Here is a 16,170-nt window from a genome sequence, read left to right as displayed (position 1 = left end):
CTCATCCCTCGATGATCTGGATGCTGGTCGGCTTCGGTTCGGCGCCGTCCAGCTGCAGGACCCAACGCTCGATGTCGCCTTCCGGCTCCAGCGCTGCGAAGCCGAGCTCTGCGTAGAGCCGGCGGGTCATGTCGTTCTTCGGGGTCGGTTTGTACACGCCGATGAGCCGCCGCGCCTGCAGCCGCTTGCCCTCCGCGATCACCAGATCGAGAGCGGCCTGCTCGACGCCGCGCCCCAGCACCCGGCAGCTCATCAGCCAGGTATGCAGCACGATGTCGCCCGGCCCCGCCTGCGGGCCGCCGAGATCGGCACCGATGCCGCCGCCGCCCGCGAGCGAGCCGGCGATGATCGAGATGATGCCGTTGTCGCCGAAGCGGTCGATCAACCGCATCTGCAGCGACAGCGACCGCGGGTCGGCGATGATGTGCTCGACCTCCTCGGTGGTGGTGCGCCGGGTGGTCAGGTTGAACTGGTTGGTCTTGTTGACGAGCTGCACGATGCGCTGCAGCCCGATGGTGTCGAAGCGGGTCCACACCATGCGCATCTCGAGGCTGCGCAGGTAGCTGGGCAGGTCGGTCACCGTCGCGGCGAGGCTGTTGCGCTGCAGGGTCGCCTGATACTGCGCAGTACGCTCGCGATCCTCGGCAGTCAGGTGGACACCCTCGAAATACCCCGCCGCCGCGACCACCCGGCTGTACAGCGCCGGGTCCTCGGGGATCTCCGGCACCGCGACCATCGGCAGCTCGCGCCGCACGATCTCGCGCTCGAACGGGTTGTCGTCGACGAACACCAGGCTGTCGAGGCCGATATTCAGCCGCTGCGCGATCTCTCGGATATTGGACGCCTTGTCCGACCAGTTGGCGACGAAGCAGGCGATGTCGTTGCGCTTTAGCACCATCTCGGGATGCTTCTCGAACGGCTCCAGCGCATTCTTCTCGTCGTTCTTGGAGCAGACCGCGAGGATGATGCCGCGCCTGGACAGCGCGCGGGCGTACGACTGGAACTCGATGAAGGCCTCGCCAACGCTGTTGCCGTTGCCGATCAGGATGCCGGTGAGGCCGTCATCGCCGATCACACCACCCCACAGCGTGTTGTCGAGGTCGAGCACCAGGCACTTGCGCGACCGGCCCTGGTAGGCGGCGAGCAGCCGGCCCAGCATGTCGCCATACACCGGCGTCGCGTTCGGATGCACTTCCTGCTTGCCGCGATGCCACAGGGCAGGGTCGTACCAGGTCTGCAGCCCGTCCTGCGTCGCCTGCTCGTCGATCGCCAGCAGCTCGATGCCGTGCGCGTCGGCGCTGGCGCGCAGGCGCTGGTTGAGCCGGGACAGCAGGGCGGCGGCCGAGCCGGGCAGCCGCTGCTCGTTGTTGCCGAACAGCGTCGGGAACACCGGCAGGATGGTCTGCTGGATGACCTTGCAGTCGAACTGCTGCCGGCCGAGCTGCCAGTGCCGCGCGAGATCGGCGACCGTGGCCTCGAGCCATGCCTCGGCCTCATCCGCCCCGGCGGTGACGTCGATGCCGCGCAGCATGTGCCGCGCGTCGAAGGCGAACAGCACGCAGGTCGGGCGGTACTGGTGGATCGCCGCGGCGGGATCCTGCAGCTCCTGGGCATACTGGCCGTAGTCGCCGAGCTGGGTTCCCAGCCAGATGCCGTGCCGCAGCGCGCCGACGCGCAGGCTCGGCAGTAGATGGTCGACGGTGCTCGACGACAGGATCGCGAGCCGCACCGGCACGGTCGGGATGCCCTTCGGCGGCTCGTCCGGGAACAGCTTGCGCAGCCTGCGGTCGAGCTTCACCGTCTTCAGGTGGTCGAGCCGTTCGTTGGCCAGCGCCACCAGCGCCTGCCACCCTTCGCTGCCGCCGGCGGTCGCGTCACGCAGCAGCTCGTCCCAGTTCGGACGTGTCTGGAGCCAGTCGAGCAGGGGAGCCTCCGGGTCTGGTCGTCAAGGGAAGCGGGTTTGACACAAAACGATAGTCAAGTCTCAAAACGAACGCAGTCTAACGTGGCGACGGGCGCAGAACCTGTGACCGTCGGCAAAGCATCTGGGCGAACATCCGGAGACGCTCCCGGTCTCTAGGCAAGCAGACACCCGCCCGCAACATGATTATTATCACGGTAATCGCAACGTAGGCGATGTCGGCGCCGGGCGCATGGCAATTCTCGGCCGGGCGGCTCGTGCCTCGGGGACGGTGCCTTCCTGGCAACAGGCGCGACCTTCAGCCGCCGCACGACGTTGCTGCCTGGGAGGATCACCGCATTGCAATGCAAACCGCAAGGCTGCCGAGCACCGGCAGCAGCAGCCCGAACAGGGCCAGCGCCAGCCGCCGGACGCCGACCACCAGACGCTCGCCCTCGATGCCGAAACTCAGCGCGACGGCGAAGGCAAGGCAGCTCACCAGCGGCCAGGTCCAGGGCTTCGGGAGCAGATCCGTGAAGCCGTGCATGCCGGCGACGGCGAACGGGCCGGCCATCAGCCACAGCACGCCACAGCTCAACGCGATGGACAGGAAGTAGAGGATGAGCAGGATGGCGAGGTTCCAGACGGTCTCGAACTGGCTCGGGTAGCTCGGCCACCGGCGCCGGTCACGCTCGGCGGCGAGGGCCAGGCAGAGCAGCACGAACAACCGGAGATCGAAGAGCAGGCGGTGCAGCATCCCCGCAAGCTGGCGGGGCGCAATCGCTGGCGCCTGGTGGACCTCGTGCAGGCTGGTGGCGAGGGTGGCCTCTGCGATCATGCCGAGCAGCGCCGTGAGCGACGGGATGCGCATCCGGCCCCAAAGCAGCAGGAACGCCCCCGGAACGATCGAGATCAGCCTGGAGAGCGGCATCGCCGTAGCTGTTCTGTCGAGTGGAGCGACGTGATGCAGCGTCGCCAGCACGAGCAGCGACAGCAGCCCACCCTGCACGAGGCCGACCAGCAGCCGGACGGCAAGGCAGTTCTCAAGCGGGCGGCACCTTCTGGTGGAGTGCTCACGGTAAGGCCCGGCACGTCTCGCACTGGTTGCAGTTACGAAACGGTAAGCCCCGAGGCCTGATGCGTCACGGATATTCTGCTTCATGTTCGTGCTGTCGGGCGGAACGTCGCGCTATCGACTGAGAACCGGCTGGCGGAGGGAGTGTCCGTCATATCTAGTCGATAAGCTGTTGTTTTGGATGATACTGCTGATGTTGATCTTCTACCGATACCCCTGATGATACCCCACGGTAGAAGCTGCGATCTTTAGTGGATCGACCAGCCTTGCTCGCGTACGCTTCCAAGCACGCACATCTCGAACATGGTGAGCACGGCCTTGCTGCCCGTCGCGTCGATCCTCTGGTGGGTGTGGTTGCCCTGGTTCACGTCGATCTTCTCGGCGGCCTCGATCGAGGTCAGCAGGGTCACGATGTTGGCGTGCGCGACATCTGGTTCCAGCAGCGCGTGGTCACCCTCGGGCCGCATGTGGAAGTCCTGTGAGACATCCCCGGCGATCACGGTCACCGGAAACAGGTCGTGGGTCGTGGTGAACTTCCAGGCCGGGTTCGTCGCCCGAATGTCGAAACCGTCCCGGCTGGCGCTGATCATCAAGTTTGCGGCGTTGTTGGTGGTGACACACGCGATGGTAGTGCTATTATCGTCCTGCAACTCGAAGGCGGTCCAGTTGCCAACCGTGCCATCCGGCGAGACTTTATCGGTTTTCAGCGCCGATCGTAGATCAAACGCCTGCGCCGCCGTCGAGCCAGCCAGGGCGGCGAGAAGGGTGGTCAGCATAAGGGTGCGTAGCATCACGAGCAGTTCCAGGGGTCCGCTGGAACTGATGTTTACCTTATTCAGTTGTGCTTGCCAGAGGCAACAATCGGCTCCACGATGCGTTTCATGCCGGATCTGAACCAGCACGCTGCCAGCCAAGCGGCACTTGACCGGGCGGGTGCTACCTTCCGGCCAGAAAAGGAACTGCCGGAGTTCATGCCGGTGCCCCGGTGGATGCCGAAGGGCCGCTTCTTGCTGCTCGCGGTCATCGCGATCAACGTCGCCGTCAACCTGTTCAACTTGTGGGAGCGCCACGCTCTCCAGGCTTGGTTCTAATCGGACGCCTCGGACCATCCCGCCAAGTTTATACGGCAGAAGCCGGCCGGGCTTTAGGTGGGTGCCCGCCAACTTCGGGCTTAATGCACCATAGTTGAGCCGGCCCGCCGGATCTGCATCGACCGCATCGGGCTGGGGACCGACGCCACCAAACACAGCTACGGCCCAAAGACCACAGTGCAACTGCTCGTCAGCGCCAGCAGGCCAAAGGAGAATATACCTAATGCCTTCCAGCTCCCTGGCGAGCGGAAGATGGCGACGGTGGTAGCCAGGTAGAGGGCGACTGCCGCCGCAGCGCCGCAGCGAGTGACGGTGGGGTGCGCGCGGTCCCAGGCCGTCCAAGCGTCCATCCAGGCGGTCCATGTGTGCCAAGCGGTCACGCTCGGATGTCACCCGCTGAGCCAGCTTCAACCAGCAGGATGCCGTCGTCGGTTATCTCAGCGATCAGGACAGTGCCGCCCTTCCACCTCATTTTCTCGAGCAGCGTTGCCGGGATCCACAGGGCGCCGTCCGGCCCGATGGTTGCCTCCCACTGATCACCATCAAGCATCGTCCTGCTCCTCGCCTTGCTCGATCTGGCCGATCCGCAATCCAACGGGCGGTAGCATGAATGCCACCATTCGGCTCGGTGACCACGGTCACCGGCCTGATAGCAGCCCCTTAAGCTGTTGTCCGAAGCGAGGCGACGCCCGAGACAATCCGATCGGCTAGGGCCGTAGCTCGATCAGGGCGCCAAGCTCGTAGATCCTGCCATCGTGGTCGACTAGTGCGGCATCTCGCCCTGCAGCCGACTGCCGCCTGACCGGCATCTCGGGGAACATCACCGAACGGCTCGGCGTCGGGAACGGAATCACGTTGCAGCTGGCCGGCCGTTTGTCATGTCGCGGCATCATGTCGCTCCTGTCCGTGGCAAGCGTGAGGAGTCGCGTCAGATACAGCAGCACCTCATGCAGATGCTGTGGTGGCCGGCGTCTCGTTGGCACGCGCCGGATCGACATGGAATGCCTCGCCTGCAGTGGCCTGAAGATAGGGCGAGGGGGTTAAGGAGAAGTAAGCGGCTGCCTCACGCGAAGGCACCCGGCCCCACCAGCACCATCATGTCTGCTGAACCCGGCGCGTTCGTCGGCAGGCTTTGCAGCAGCACCCCAAATGGCGGCTCGCCGCACCTTTGGCAGCGCAGCTTTGCTAGCAGCTGGCGGATCGTTGTAGCGCTATGAGCAGGCAGCAGCTTAGCGATCGGTAGGTCTACCTCAGCTAAGCAGCCTCGGCAGGCGCAGACCAACACCCACGACTGGCCCCGGTAGTTCGAGAGCGGTGTGGCGAGCACAATTTGCAGCCGGCGGCTCCTTGTGAGGTTCTGACCCATGAGGAGAACATAAGAGGAACGGGCCGGAAACTGCTAGCCGATTTCGGCGGATGTGCCGCTTTTAAGGACGCGGATATCCAGGGACACTGGGCTTGATGTCACGGGCTTTGCGCCGCCTGCAGGAGGATCGTGCCTCTCGACCTGGAGGCTCTTGTCCGGAGCAGGCTATAGGTTAGCCTAGGGTCCTAACATCAAGCCACTTATCGGTATCACAGGCAGCAGGAGAGCTCGTAATTGGAAGGCATTGCGCGCGTTGTTTCTGGCCTTGAGGAGATCATTGAGTACCGTAGCCGTATGGCTCTCGAACATCCAGGCGATCACCGCTACGCCGACGCTGTAGCCCTTACCCGACGTCTAATTGCGGAAATCAAGGCGCTCAAGAGCCCGTTGATCCATGAATTTAACACCTTGTGGTCCTACATCACGGCAGACAAATCTCTAGGCGTTGATGTGTCTCGCATCGGCGCTGCGTATCGTGGCCACCTTGGCTTTCTTGCGTTTCCGCATAATGCTGAAGCCTATCTCAAGACGCTAATCGGGTTGCTGCGAAACCATGTGCCCGAGCCGACTGGGCATCAAGGCGGCGGATCACCATGACCAACAGCGTCTTTGGGCTGTAATCACCGCCTTGAGACGACGTAGAAAACGAACATTGCGAGGGTCGCCAGGGTGTAGATAATGAGGCTTCCCTCTATCTCCGGTGTAAGGTCGTCGTCATCGTCATCACCGATCGGGGTCCTCTCTCTAAACTGCCGCAGTGAGGCCGGTTTATGAAAATGATGAGGTCGCCACTGAACCTATTCCCAGGCGGTCGCGTGCTTAATTACCGCCTCCTGGAGGCTCGCATCGGAGGTTGACCGTGGCTTGAAGATTGCCATCCGTCCCGCCATGCCAATAAGATCGGCATGGCGTTCGATGACCGAGTATTCAGAACGGCCGACGTAGTCGTCGACGAGAATCCGCGCGTCGGGGTTGTTGGCAAGCTTCTGGCAGCAGAGAAGCGTCGTGCTGACGCGGAAGCGACCATCAACTAACACTAGGTCGGGCACGTCACCAACGGCGATGCTCTTCCAAGGCGTTCCAGAATAGGAGCGCCACTGAGCCAATCGGCTCGCCGACAACCTCGTTGCACGAAGAGGCTTTCCCCATGGGCCAGTCAGCCCGATGTCAGCATGGACCAATCGTTGGTCCGCCGACGGCTTGCCTATCGCCTTTCGAACCGAGCGAAGGAACCACCAATCGGTATCGACAGAGATGAAGCGCTTCTTGTTGCGGGCAGCCAACAGCGTGCTACCACCGCTACCATACTCTAAGTAGAAGCTAGATTTCGTCAAAAGGTCGATAAACACCCGCTTAGAAGGTTCATCGAACTCCGGCTCAGTCGGAACCGAGAATCCGATGACCCGCTGGCGAAAGAAGAACTTCCCGAGGTTGTAAGCTTGATAGACTCTGCGCTTTAAACCGAACATCGCAGTCACCTCATCGCTACCCGGCCGGTAGATGATAGGATTACGCTACGATAGCCCTAAACACTAGCGACAACCAACACAGAGACATCAGTAGAAACGCTCGCTGCGCTCGCGAACGCTTGTGTTCGTCACCCGCGACCCGAGTAGCAGTCGATGCCAGCGCAGTCGCCGGATCGACTTGCATGCCTTATCGCTGCTGGGAAAGGCCAACTCGCGCTTAGTCGCATGACCGTTCGATGCAGCGGCAATCAGGAGCACTGTCTGCGGCCTTACTGTGATGGCCGGGCGGTCCTACCTCATGGGCTGCAGGCCCGATCAGGGCCGGGAAGTGAGCGAACCTGGCAAGTCTTTCGGTGCGACTGACCGCGCGGATGCATTGAGTCCTGAACACCGTGCCGCCGATTGAGAATCTGGCCCCTACGCTTCTCGGTGCGGTCATACCAGCGGACTAGCAGCGCCAAAGGAATGGCAACCAGGAGGCTCAGCCCGAGCGCGCAACCCACGATGACGAGGGTGATCCGGCGGAGGCGGGTCATTCCTGATAACCGTTCACAGGGTGCACTCCTGACTAGCTAGTGCATTCCGGCCACGTGAATACTGCTGACTGGTGCCTGAGTTTGTAAACCCAAAACTCAGGTGCAGATCATAAGCGACAATAACCCCGGTTCCGTCACCGCCGGCAGCGCCCTTAAACTCCTAACGTAATAACTCGTTATACGTTCCAAACTTGTTGCTTCGTGTTTACTCCTGAATAAGGTTGCGTACGGGAGGAAAAAAATGTCACAACTTGCAAAAGCATTTTGGGATACAACGTATAAAACGCCGAAGCCCATTGTATTACCAGACGATATCGGGCGCGCCGTCAGTTACGCTAATGACTTTCTTGGTCCATTACCTGGAAAGCAGGTGCTTGATATTGGTTGCGGAGATGGAGCCACTTCGCTGTTTCTGGCTCGCCGCGGCGCGATCGTGACCGCGATCGACTATTCGGCCCCGGCTATCGAGAACCTTCAATCTGCCGCCGAACACGAGGGCCTGCACGGCTTCCGCGCTGTCGTGGGCGACGTGATGCAGATCGACCAGCTCGGGCAATTCGACTACGTCTTCGGGTCTCTGATCTTGCACCATCTGGAGCCGTTCCATGAATTCTGCGGCGTGCTGCGGCGCACGCTGAAGAAGGGCGGCTCGGCGTTCTTCTACGAAAACAACGCCTCCAGCGACTTGCTGATCTGGTTTCGACGCAACATCGTCGGCCGCTACGGGGTGCCGCGTTACGGCGATGAGGACGAATTCCCCCTGATGCCGAGCGAGATCGACTGCTTACGGCAGTTCTTTCAGGTCGAGGTCAAGATCCCCGAGATGGTGATGGCGAAGCTCGTCTCGGCGTATCTGCTCAAGCGGCGGTTCAAGAAAACTGCCGACTGGATCGATGCCGTGCTGTTCGCGTCGAACATCGGCACCCGGCATTCCTACCGCCAGTACGTAATGCTGCGCGGTTAGTGTACTAAGCTCCGGCGCAAAGCTGTGAAGCTTCACGCCGGGGCTGCTGCCTCGGGTCGGGTAGACCGGTTAGTTCATGCCGAGCAGGTGCGAGTAGCTATAGCCGCCGCGCGCCGCCTCGCAGCTTCTTCTTCCTCTTCCGGCAGCAACTGTGCGGGCGTCCAGATCGCCAACCACGAAACAGGCGAGCCGGCCGGCATGGCGTCGAAGCCTCGGGTTGGCGGCCCCGCGTTCGTCTCGCCGTCTACAGCCACGCGCCGCGCAACTGGAGCGGATTGATCCCGCGACGCCAAGTCCGGCGCGATCCGGCGCAACCGGGCTGAGAGGGTGACGCCGGGTCGACCTAGCCGCTTACTAACTGCAGGCCAGTCCATGCCCGCCTGCCGCAGATCGATCATGAGCGCGTCATCTTCGGGTGTGAACGCCTTGCTCATCGATCCCGCACCATCCGCCACAACCACATCGGTCAGGACGCCATCTCTTGGATCTCAAGCAGGCCGTGCAGCGCCCGGACGCCTCGCGTTCCACGCCGTCGGAACGCTGCGCGAGCAATCATCGAAACGGCGATCGCTTCGGCCTGATCCGCCGCCGCATTATCGTCCACCTCACAATGCTCGGCCGCCGCGACCAGCCGCGCGATCCGGTCCAGGGCGGCGTCGAGAATGCCGGCCGCGTGGGTTAGGTCGGCGTTGGTCACAGCGTCTCAGTCAGGTAGTTGACCTGCCAGGCGTAGGCCAACAGCGGCAGCAGAACCTCGGTAGGGAGGTCAGCAACTGTCTGCTGGGTCAGAGCCTTCGGGTCGCCCTGCCCGTCGAGCCGGATGCTGGAATGGTCGGCGCACAGCAGGGCATCGGCAATGCGATCCATGGCCTTGCGGTTGATCGCCCGCACGGTCGGCTCGTCCTGCAGGCCGAGGCGGCTGTGCATCAGGATGTGGAGGTTCTCGTCCAAGACGCGAGCACACGCCTCGCGCCGCGCACCAGATGCGAAGGGTGCGACGTTGACGACGTGAGCGCCGATGTTGCGGGTGTATGTGCTCATGCGTATTCCGCCGTCAGCTGGAGCGTGCCGGACGACGCCACGGCGGCGTAGGCTTCCTGCGGCACATAATGGCGCCCGTTCTGGTCCTGCGGCCCATTGAACTCCAGCGACACGCCAGGCGGCAGCTCAATCGAACCGGCCACGTTCGGCGCGGGCGTCGCAGTCAAATGGCTGACCCAGATCGAGCCCGACCCGGCCGGAGACACATTGGTCAGCTTCAGATAGAGGCGGGGGAAACCAATCGCTGCGGGGATGATCTGCGCGGCAGTCGTGGTGACGGTGCAGGAAGCATTGCTGGCCATGGTGAGGGCTCCTTATCGATTGTTCAGGCGCGCACGGGCGGCGGCGGCAGAGCTGCCGGCAGATGCCGCATCGGCCCGCTGCTGGTCGTCACCATCAAAGCAATGCCCGTCCTGACGCATGATCATCCTGCGGCGGCCCTCGGCCGCAGACATGCTCTGACTGACGCCTCGGCTATTCTGCTCAACACGGCGCTGAGATTCATCCATGCGAGGGGCAGCAGCCATGGCGGCATCGGCCCGAACGCCTTGGATCATTCGCACGCGGGCTGCAGCTGCCGAATTGAAGTCCCGAACCTCATCGGTGCGGATGGTGTCGTTGTGATCCATGTTCAAGCGAGCCACACCGGCTCGTCCTTTTCTAACAATCGCGAGGTGGTTGACGTGCTTGATGCGCGTGATGCTGCGGTCGAAGCGCTGGCCGTTGTGCGTGCCGGGCGTGTCGTCAGTGTCGACCGTGTAGCCAAGCGACAGCTCGCGCATGCCGTCCCGCGTCACTGGGCTCGGGTCGTGCAACAGGATCTCGGCCACCAGGTTGTCACCGTCCTGCCGGCCCTCAGAAATGATGGTGCCGACCGTAGCGCCGCGCGCATTCTCGGCCGAGATCAAGCCAGCCGCGTGGCTGATGACAATCGGTGTGCCGCGCAGGGCCTTCAGGTGCGCCGGGTCGAACACCACCGATGCCGGCCGGAACTCGCGCTCAATCTGGCCGGTCGTCGGGTTCCTGTAATCAAACACGCCAACCCGCGTTAGAACCGGATGGTCGCGCAGATAGCCAGTATCGGGATCGATAGCCGCTCGAAGTGGCAGGAAGTCTTCGCGATAGTGCGGGTCGGTCATGAATTGTCTCGTTTTGACCAAGCTATATTACACTAAAGCGTGGTCTTTTGCTTGATCTTTGCAGACTTTAGAAACTGTGCTGCGTTGTGCGGTAGGCTGACGAAGCCATCTACAGTCGGTGCGGCAGGGCGCATGGCTGCCGGAAGCAGCAGGCCGTCACGCATCTTCGGACCCGGATGCGGATGCAGGCAGGCGCGTCGTTGTGCTTCCTGATCGGCGCCGAGCATGTCCCGGTTCAGGAACGTGTCAGCGGAAACGCAAACCAGGCTGTCGCTGCGGTTCTCGAACGGCACCACACGCACCCGGCAGAGCACAGCATCATCCCCAAGAGGAAAGCACCAGGCTCCGGCTTCGCGGGTGGTGTCGAAGATTGCAGCGGGGCTATCCTGCACCGCATCGTGCAGCCGGAGCGCCAGTGTTGCGAGATCAACTCGCCCGAGAGTGCGCTGAAATGCCCGGTTCAGAGTGTGGAGGCTCACCCAAAGCCCGAGTGGCACAATCTCAGAAATCGGCTTGCCGCGCGACACGCCGAGCATTGCGCCCATGACCTCGACCCCCCACCGGGGATGCTCGGTGCCAAGAGGATCGCGGCGGGGCAGCAGGCAACGCCAGAGCAGCGCCCTGTCAGTCTCGATGAAGGGCGCCCGGCTCACCAGACCATCGATGCGCTGCCGCGCCCGGTCCCGGCCAACACCGCCCTTCAGCGCGAAATTCAGGACAACGCTGGCCGGGATGGCTTTGATGTCGCCAAGCAGGCTGTCGTAGTCGGCGCGCATCGCTGCAAAGGCTAGGCGAGCGGCACCGATGGTCTCAGCGCCGGGATGTTCCGAGAGCATGTCACCCCTGGATGCCGAGCAGGCTGCACAGCTCTTCGAGAGTGAGTTGACGCTGTTCCGAACGGGAGATGTTGAGTGCCGTAGTGATGATGGCGGCCCGGTTGACGATGAAGCCATGGTCGCGGGTGGCCAGCGCCACCTTCTCGCCAGCCTTCAACTCATCCGCCCGCAGCTGCGCCAAGTTGCGGTTCAGTTGCTGAGTCAGGACGTTCGCCATGTGCCGGCGACAGGTTTCGCAATCGACCTCGGCCGACCGCAAGGCCTCTTCGATCACCGTGGCATCCGCCTGTGCATTCTCGATGGCACGCACGGCATCGCCGGCCTCGTGCGCCTTCAGCTTCGTGCCGGACTTGGCCTTCTCGACCAACTCGGCGCGGCGAGCCTCCAGGTTGCGGATCGCCGCATGCGCCTCGCCGAGCTGGGCGCGCAAGCGCATGGCCACCTCGTCGGCCGCAAAGCCGGCATCCAGGGCGGCGGAGTAGCCAGGAATGCTGTGCGGGTCCAGGCGGTTGCTCGTGATGGCTGGGAGGGCGGCGGGTGCTTCGCTTTCAATAAGGGTAAGAAGTTCGGCGTCGGTGAAATCATAGGTCATAGCTTGATGGTCCGATTGAACGAGTGCGGCTCCCGGTGCGGATGCACGGGAGTTGGGGCGGGCTCTAAGTATAGGTGAGGCATTGTCTAAAAGTAGATGGTCATTTTTACTTATAGAAGGCAGTTAGTGACCTAAGAAAAGGCTACGCGAAATATAGTATGGCAAGGTCAGCAAGGGTGGATGCCGAGGGGCGGCACCGTTACCTACTGTGGGTGTCATAGACCAAGTTGAGGTCCAAGAATTACTATTTTGCCGAGAACAATGCTACTCTATGCTTGGGTTGTCGTCAACTGCCCGAGCAAAGAAACTTGCACTTGCCTTGTGACTACTTGCGGCGCTGCCGGCTGACCGTCTGCGGCGGTCCAATCCCAGGCCGTTGCAGATCCCTGTTGCACCCTGATTCCTAGCTGTGTCATAAGCAGCTACAAACATTGCTGCAAGTGACACGACATGACAACCGAGCGTTTTGTTGCCTACTACCGTGTTTCGACAGCCAAGCAGGGGGCATCCGGCCTTGGCCTCGAAGCGCAACGCGAAACGGTGCGGCAGTATCTCTGCAACGGCGGTTATCCGCCGCTTGCCGAGTTCACCGACATTGAGAGCGGTGCCAATGCGGACCGGCCTGGCATCGCTGCAGCGATCCTGCATTGCCAAATGACCGGCGCCCGGCTGGTGGTCGCGAAGTTCGACCGTCTGTCACGAGACGCCGAGTTCTTCTACGGCCGGTTCAAGAGGACAGGCATCCGGTGGGTAGCTGCCGACAATCCCGATATGAACGAGCTGACGGCCGATGTCATGATGGCTGTAGCCAAGCATGAGCGGCTGCTAGCGTCTCAGCGCACCAAGGCCGCCCTGGCCGCTGCAAAGGCCCGTGGCGTGAAGCTCGGCGGCTACAGGGGCAAACACGCGCCGCTAGACGTGCTCGCCGCCAACGCTGCCAAGGGTGTCGTGACCAAGAAGGCCAAGGCAGACGAGTTCGCCACGCGGTTGCTGCCGAAGATGCGCGAGATGCAGGATCGCGGGTTGTCGCTGAACGCCATGGCGAAGGAACTGGATGCCATCGGGTTCCGGACGAAACAGCGTGGCAAGAGCGGCGAGGAAGGCCGCTGGACGGCCACGGCGGTTCGACGGGTCCTTGCCCGCGCTGATGCCTCGAAAGCCGCCTAGCCGCCTTCGTCGTCCGTCCTAGAGGCGGACGCATCGCCATCGGCCAGCGCGTCGAGAATCGATTGCGGCACAGCCATTTGCCCCGTGCTGATCAGGTGAAGCTGCTGGTCGTTGAAATCTAGCAGAGATGTCTGCAGCCTTGTTTCTATCGACACGTTGGCCAATTTGGCGTGAACATAGGGCGCGGCGGCTTGTGCGCTTTGCAGCGCAACCGACGTGTTTCCTACCTTCAGCGCTGCCCTCATACAGTGTAACATCACGCTGACAGGATCGAGCCTCGCCAGCACGGCGTCAGAGATTTTGACGCCATCGGCGGCACTGGCCTGCACCAGCGCAAGCGCCTGCGCCTGCGTTTTCTTGTTGGGGGTGCCCTTCTGCCGGCCAGAGCCGGGAACACGACCCAATCCACGAGCCCGACCGGCCATGATGTCACATCCATTTTCGATGGTTGATGCTCGGAAAGCCGGCCACGATGGAGGTTTGGGGCCTGGTCAGCATCAAGATTGGCCGAAAACCGCCAATCGCTAACCCTGCAATGGGTTTTCGACTTTCACGGATTTCGGCAATTACGTCTCTATATCACGCTGGCTGTCAGGCGCGGAAGTATTCCTGACAGCGCCCGCCAGCAGCTTGATCAACTAGGTAAAACTGCTCACCCGCCTGTCCGTCCCGAAACCGGTCCCGGTACATTCCGAAGCTACCGGGCAGCCACCTCCCACGCCCACGTAGAGCAGGGAGAAAGCCGATGGACCGTCAAAGCTATGAAGCTGAACCAGCGCTAGGCCGCGAGACCAGGGATACGGCTGGCGTCGCATCGCCTAGCCAAGCGAAGAGCCGATCAAGCCAGGAGGCGGCTGTTCTCCAGATCCAGGTCGCTGCTGCACTTCAGGCAATGGGTTGGACTAAATACTAGAAGTTGCAAGATGGACAACGGCCGCTGGGATAAGGCGCGGCTCGCCCTAGCACGGGCCTCGCTTGCAGCCAGCGAGCGGGCTGGCTCGCAATCCGCACGACAACTGGCAACCGTGCAGAGAAGGGTCGCCGCAGCGGAGGCGGCGGTCGATCAACTTCGATTGGAGCGGGCAAGGTAACGCCGCCGGCGCAGCCCTGCTCGCTGCCAGTAGCCTCGTTAGCCCGCAAAGCGCGCCCTACCACCGACGCCAAGGCCCATATCGGTCCGTGCCGGCCAATGCCTTCACCGGCCATAAAGAGGCAAATTTGCCCATCTCCAGTGCGCGGATGTCGCGCGGGATGCGCGCGGGTAAAATCAGGTCTGCGCGGACCTGTTTTACTATAGGCATCCCGTACCCATCCGCGCGCGGATGTCTGCGCGGAACAAGGCGCGGAACATGGGGGTCATTCCGTCTCGGCTTCGGACACCCATTTGGCAGCAGGCCGCCCGTCGGCAGTCCGGAAGCCTTGTGCTTCCCTTCGGCTCTCGTGACGGAAGTTCTGGATTGTGATCCCACAGTCCTGGAGTCCTTTGACCACACCCTTCTGCCCCTTTGCGGTGGTGACACCGTGTCTGAGCAACAGGTTTCTGATAGAGCGAGGGTCGGCAGACAGCTTGGGCGACCACGGCCCTACGCTGCTGCCAAGCGCCACCTCGTTCTCAATCAGCGCCCGAGTTTCGACTGACACGGCGTCGACCGGCGTCTCCCACGGTGCCAAGGCCATCACGCCTTCCCCGTTGTCGAGCTGGTGAACGTTCTTCTCAAACCAGTCGACGGGGGTTTCGCTGTAGTTCGCTTTGGCCTCGTCAAGCCGCAAATAGTGCCGGCGGCTTTGCTCGGAGATGCCGTAGTTCTTGGCGTCATCCTCCGACATCTTGGTGATAGTCAGCGCGATGCGTCCCGCTCCCACGATGGCTCCAGCGCCTCGGATGCTGTCGGCATCGCCTACGGCTGATCCAGATCCTTTCTTCGTATGGTGCAGCAGCACCACGGCGGCGTCGTGCTCGATGGCAAGGGTGCGGAACTCGGCCACGACCCGCCGCAGCTCGGTGTTGTCGTTTTCGTCCCGGTCATGCAGTTCGACTAGGGGATCGAGGATGATGACGTCGGGTTTGAACTGCTCGATGCGTTTCTTGAGTGATTTCATTGCTGGCAGGGGGCCGAAGCCGAGGCTTGACCCGTCCTCAGTGAAGCGATCGCCAAACAGCGTTCCGATGCGCTCGATGCCGACGCGCACCACCTGGCCATTCAGGTCGGCCGGGATGCGTCCGAATTGTCGTAGGCTTGCCGAAAATCGGCGACGCTGTTCGTCCCTGTCATCCTCGGTGTTGTAGGTCAGCACCCGCCGCGGCTTGATCGGGTCAAACTCACCGAAGGCAGCGCCCGTCGCGAGCGATGTTGCCCAGCTGACCGCGAGCGAGGACTTCCCGCCGCCTGGCACACCGGCAAGGATCGTGACCGAGCGCCGCAGCAGGTAGCCCTTGGCGATCCATGGGCGTTGCGGGATGTCCGCTTCGAGCCAGTCGTCTTCATCAAAGACAAGTCCGGCATCGTCCTTTGGCTCCTGCCTGGCACCAGATCCTAGCCGCTCCCGCTTGCCAGAGTCCGGCTCCTCACCCGGAAATGGAATGTCGGCGTGATAGCTTTCGACCTCGCCATACTCGGCCACAACGTCCCTCATGCCGCGATCTCCTTCGCGACATCGTTCCAATCCCCGGCCGCCTTGGGCTGGACGATCCGAACGTCCGTCCCGGCCTTGACCCACCGAGCCGCACAGGCCCGTGCGGCCTTGATGCCGTGCTCGGCCGGATCGCGGTCGGCAAAGATGTGCAGGGTGCCCACACAGGGATAGACCGGCAGGCGCTCCATGGCGCCGCAGGATGCCGTTGCCCACATATCGACCGGAAACACGCGCTGGCCGACACTGAGGGCCGTCTCGATGCCCTCTGCGATGCCGAGCCCAGCTAGAGCGGAAACCGTCCAACTTGAATCGTTAGGGATTCCCGACGCGGCCGCGATGTGATTCACCATGCAGGCTGGG

General features: G+C 62.4%; 19 protein-coding genes. 5 read left to right on the top strand and 14 right to left on the bottom strand.

Annotated elements, in window-relative coordinates:
• Position 1: 1 nt before the first annotated feature.
• From FE263_RS21170 to FE263_RS21160, 3 genes are all read right to left on the bottom strand, one after another.
• On the bottom strand, positions 2-1,837 hold the full coding sequence (locus FE263_RS21170) for an HAD-IIIC family phosphatase (protein WP_138328038.1): 1,836 nt from the start codon (positions 1,835-1,837) through the stop codon (positions 2-4).
• Positions 1,838-2,252: 415 nt separating this feature from the next.
• A complete protein-coding gene (locus FE263_RS21165; protein WP_138328037.1) occupies positions 2,253-2,909 on the bottom strand; it encodes a hypothetical protein in 657 nt (218 codons plus the stop codon).
• 314 nt (positions 2,910-3,223) lie between these two features.
• Positions 3,224-3,769: a hypothetical protein gene (locus tag FE263_RS21160; RefSeq protein ID WP_138328036.1), complete on the bottom strand. Its 546-nt coding sequence runs from the start codon at positions 3,767-3,769 to the stop codon at positions 3,224-3,226.
• An 87-nt stretch (positions 3,770-3,856) separates the two neighbouring features.
• On the opposite strand from FE263_RS21160, the gene FE263_RS21155 reads away from it, so the two are divergent.
• Positions 3,857-4,066 carry a hypothetical protein gene (locus FE263_RS21155; protein ID WP_138328035.1) on the top strand — a complete coding sequence of 70 codons (210 nt, stop codon included), beginning with the start codon at positions 3,857-3,859 and terminating at the stop codon, positions 4,064-4,066.
• Between the two features lie 376 nt (positions 4,067-4,442).
• Here FE263_RS21155 and FE263_RS21150 read toward each other — a convergent pair whose 3' ends face one another.
• A complete protein-coding gene (locus tag FE263_RS21150) occupies positions 4,443-4,616 on the bottom strand; it encodes an AbrB/MazE/SpoVT family DNA-binding domain-containing protein (RefSeq protein ID WP_138328034.1) in 174 nt (57 codons plus the stop codon).
• A gap of 1,050 nt (positions 4,617-5,666) precedes the next feature.
• Here FE263_RS21150 and FE263_RS21145 point away from each other — a divergent pair.
• Positions 5,667-6,029 carry a hypothetical protein gene (locus tag FE263_RS21145; protein WP_138328033.1) on the top strand — a complete coding sequence of 121 codons (363 nt, stop codon included), beginning with the start codon at positions 5,667-5,669 and terminating at the stop codon, positions 6,027-6,029.
• Positions 6,030-6,229: 200 nt separating this feature from the next.
• Here the strand turns inward: FE263_RS21145 and FE263_RS21140 are convergent, their stop codons facing one another.
• On the bottom strand, positions 6,230-6,901 hold the full coding sequence (locus tag FE263_RS21140; RefSeq protein ID WP_171034264.1) for a hypothetical protein: 672 nt from the start codon (positions 6,899-6,901) through the stop codon (positions 6,230-6,232).
• Positions 6,902-7,678: 777 nt separating this feature from the next.
• Between FE263_RS21140 and FE263_RS21135 the strand changes: the two genes are divergently transcribed.
• A complete protein-coding gene (locus FE263_RS21135) occupies positions 7,679-8,401 on the top strand; it encodes a class I SAM-dependent methyltransferase (protein WP_138328031.1) in 723 nt (240 codons plus the stop codon).
• 74 nt (positions 8,402-8,475) lie between these two features.
• Here the strand turns inward: FE263_RS21135 and FE263_RS21130 are convergent, their stop codons facing one another.
• Positions 8,476-8,835, bottom strand: a complete 360-nt coding sequence (locus FE263_RS21130) for a hypothetical protein (protein WP_138328030.1) — start codon at positions 8,833-8,835, stop codon at positions 8,476-8,478.
• Between the two features lie 47 nt (positions 8,836-8,882).
• On the opposite strand from FE263_RS21130, the gene FE263_RS21125 reads away from it, so the two are divergent.
• Positions 8,883-9,083 carry a hypothetical protein gene (locus FE263_RS21125; RefSeq protein ID WP_138328029.1) on the top strand — a complete coding sequence of 67 codons (201 nt, stop codon included), beginning with the start codon at positions 8,883-8,885 and terminating at the stop codon, positions 9,081-9,083.
• Positions 9,084-9,094: 11 nt separating this feature from the next.
• On the opposite strand, the gene FE263_RS21120 is transcribed toward FE263_RS21125, so the two are convergent.
• The 5 genes from FE263_RS21120 to FE263_RS21100 are packed head-to-tail and all read right to left on the bottom strand — an operon-like array spanning position 9,095 to position 12,009.
• Positions 9,095-9,442, bottom strand: coding sequence for a hypothetical protein (locus tag FE263_RS21120; RefSeq protein ID WP_138328028.1), 348 nt, complete (start codon positions 9,440-9,442; stop codon positions 9,095-9,097).
• Entirely contained in the window at positions 9,439-9,744 is a 306-nt protein-coding gene (locus FE263_RS21115; RefSeq protein ID WP_138328027.1) for a hypothetical protein, read from the bottom strand. Before FE263_RS21115 ends, FE263_RS21120 begins: the two co-directional genes overlap by 4 nt.
• Positions 9,745-9,756: 12 nt before the next feature.
• Positions 9,757-10,581, bottom strand: a complete 825-nt coding sequence (locus tag FE263_RS21110; RefSeq protein ID WP_138328026.1) for a DUF2213 domain-containing protein — start codon at positions 10,579-10,581, stop codon at positions 9,757-9,759.
• Positions 10,582-10,613: 32 nt separating this feature from the next.
• A complete protein-coding gene (locus FE263_RS21105; RefSeq protein ID WP_138328025.1) occupies positions 10,614-11,417 on the bottom strand; it encodes a hypothetical protein in 804 nt (267 codons plus the stop codon).
• Between the two features lies 1 nt (position 11,418).
• On the bottom strand, positions 11,419-12,009 hold the full coding sequence (locus tag FE263_RS21100; protein ID WP_138328024.1) for a hypothetical protein: 591 nt from the start codon (positions 12,007-12,009) through the stop codon (positions 11,419-11,421).
• 450 nt (positions 12,010-12,459) lie between these two features.
• Between FE263_RS21100 and FE263_RS21095 the strand changes: the two genes are divergently transcribed.
• Positions 12,460-13,176, top strand: a complete 717-nt coding sequence (locus FE263_RS21095; protein ID WP_138328023.1) for a recombinase family protein — start codon at positions 12,460-12,462, stop codon at positions 13,174-13,176.
• On the opposite strand, the gene FE263_RS21090 is transcribed toward FE263_RS21095, so the two are convergent.
• The 3 genes from FE263_RS21090 to FE263_RS21080 all read right to left on the bottom strand — a co-directional run.
• Entirely contained in the window at positions 13,173-13,601 is a 429-nt protein-coding gene (locus FE263_RS21090; RefSeq protein ID WP_138328022.1) for a hypothetical protein, read from the bottom strand. The two genes, FE263_RS21095 and FE263_RS21090, sit on opposite strands and share 4 nt — an antisense overlap.
• A gap of 931 nt (positions 13,602-14,532) precedes the next feature.
• On the bottom strand, positions 14,533-15,810 hold the full coding sequence (locus FE263_RS21085; protein ID WP_138328021.1) for an AAA family ATPase: 1,278 nt from the start codon (positions 15,808-15,810) through the stop codon (positions 14,533-14,535).
• On the bottom strand, positions 15,807-16,170 hold a 364-nt coding region (locus tag FE263_RS21080; protein ID WP_205880491.1), incomplete at its 5' end, for a toprim domain-containing protein. The genes FE263_RS21085 and FE263_RS21080, both read right to left, overlap by 4 nt.

It is taken from the genome of Lichenicoccus roseus (assembly GCF_005844085.1).
In the GTDB taxonomy this organism is placed as follows: domain Bacteria; phylum Pseudomonadota; class Alphaproteobacteria; order Acetobacterales; family Acetobacteraceae; genus Lichenicoccus; species Lichenicoccus roseus.
Note: the sequence above shows the minus strand (reverse complement) of the source record. Positions and strands in the feature narration are given on the sequence as shown.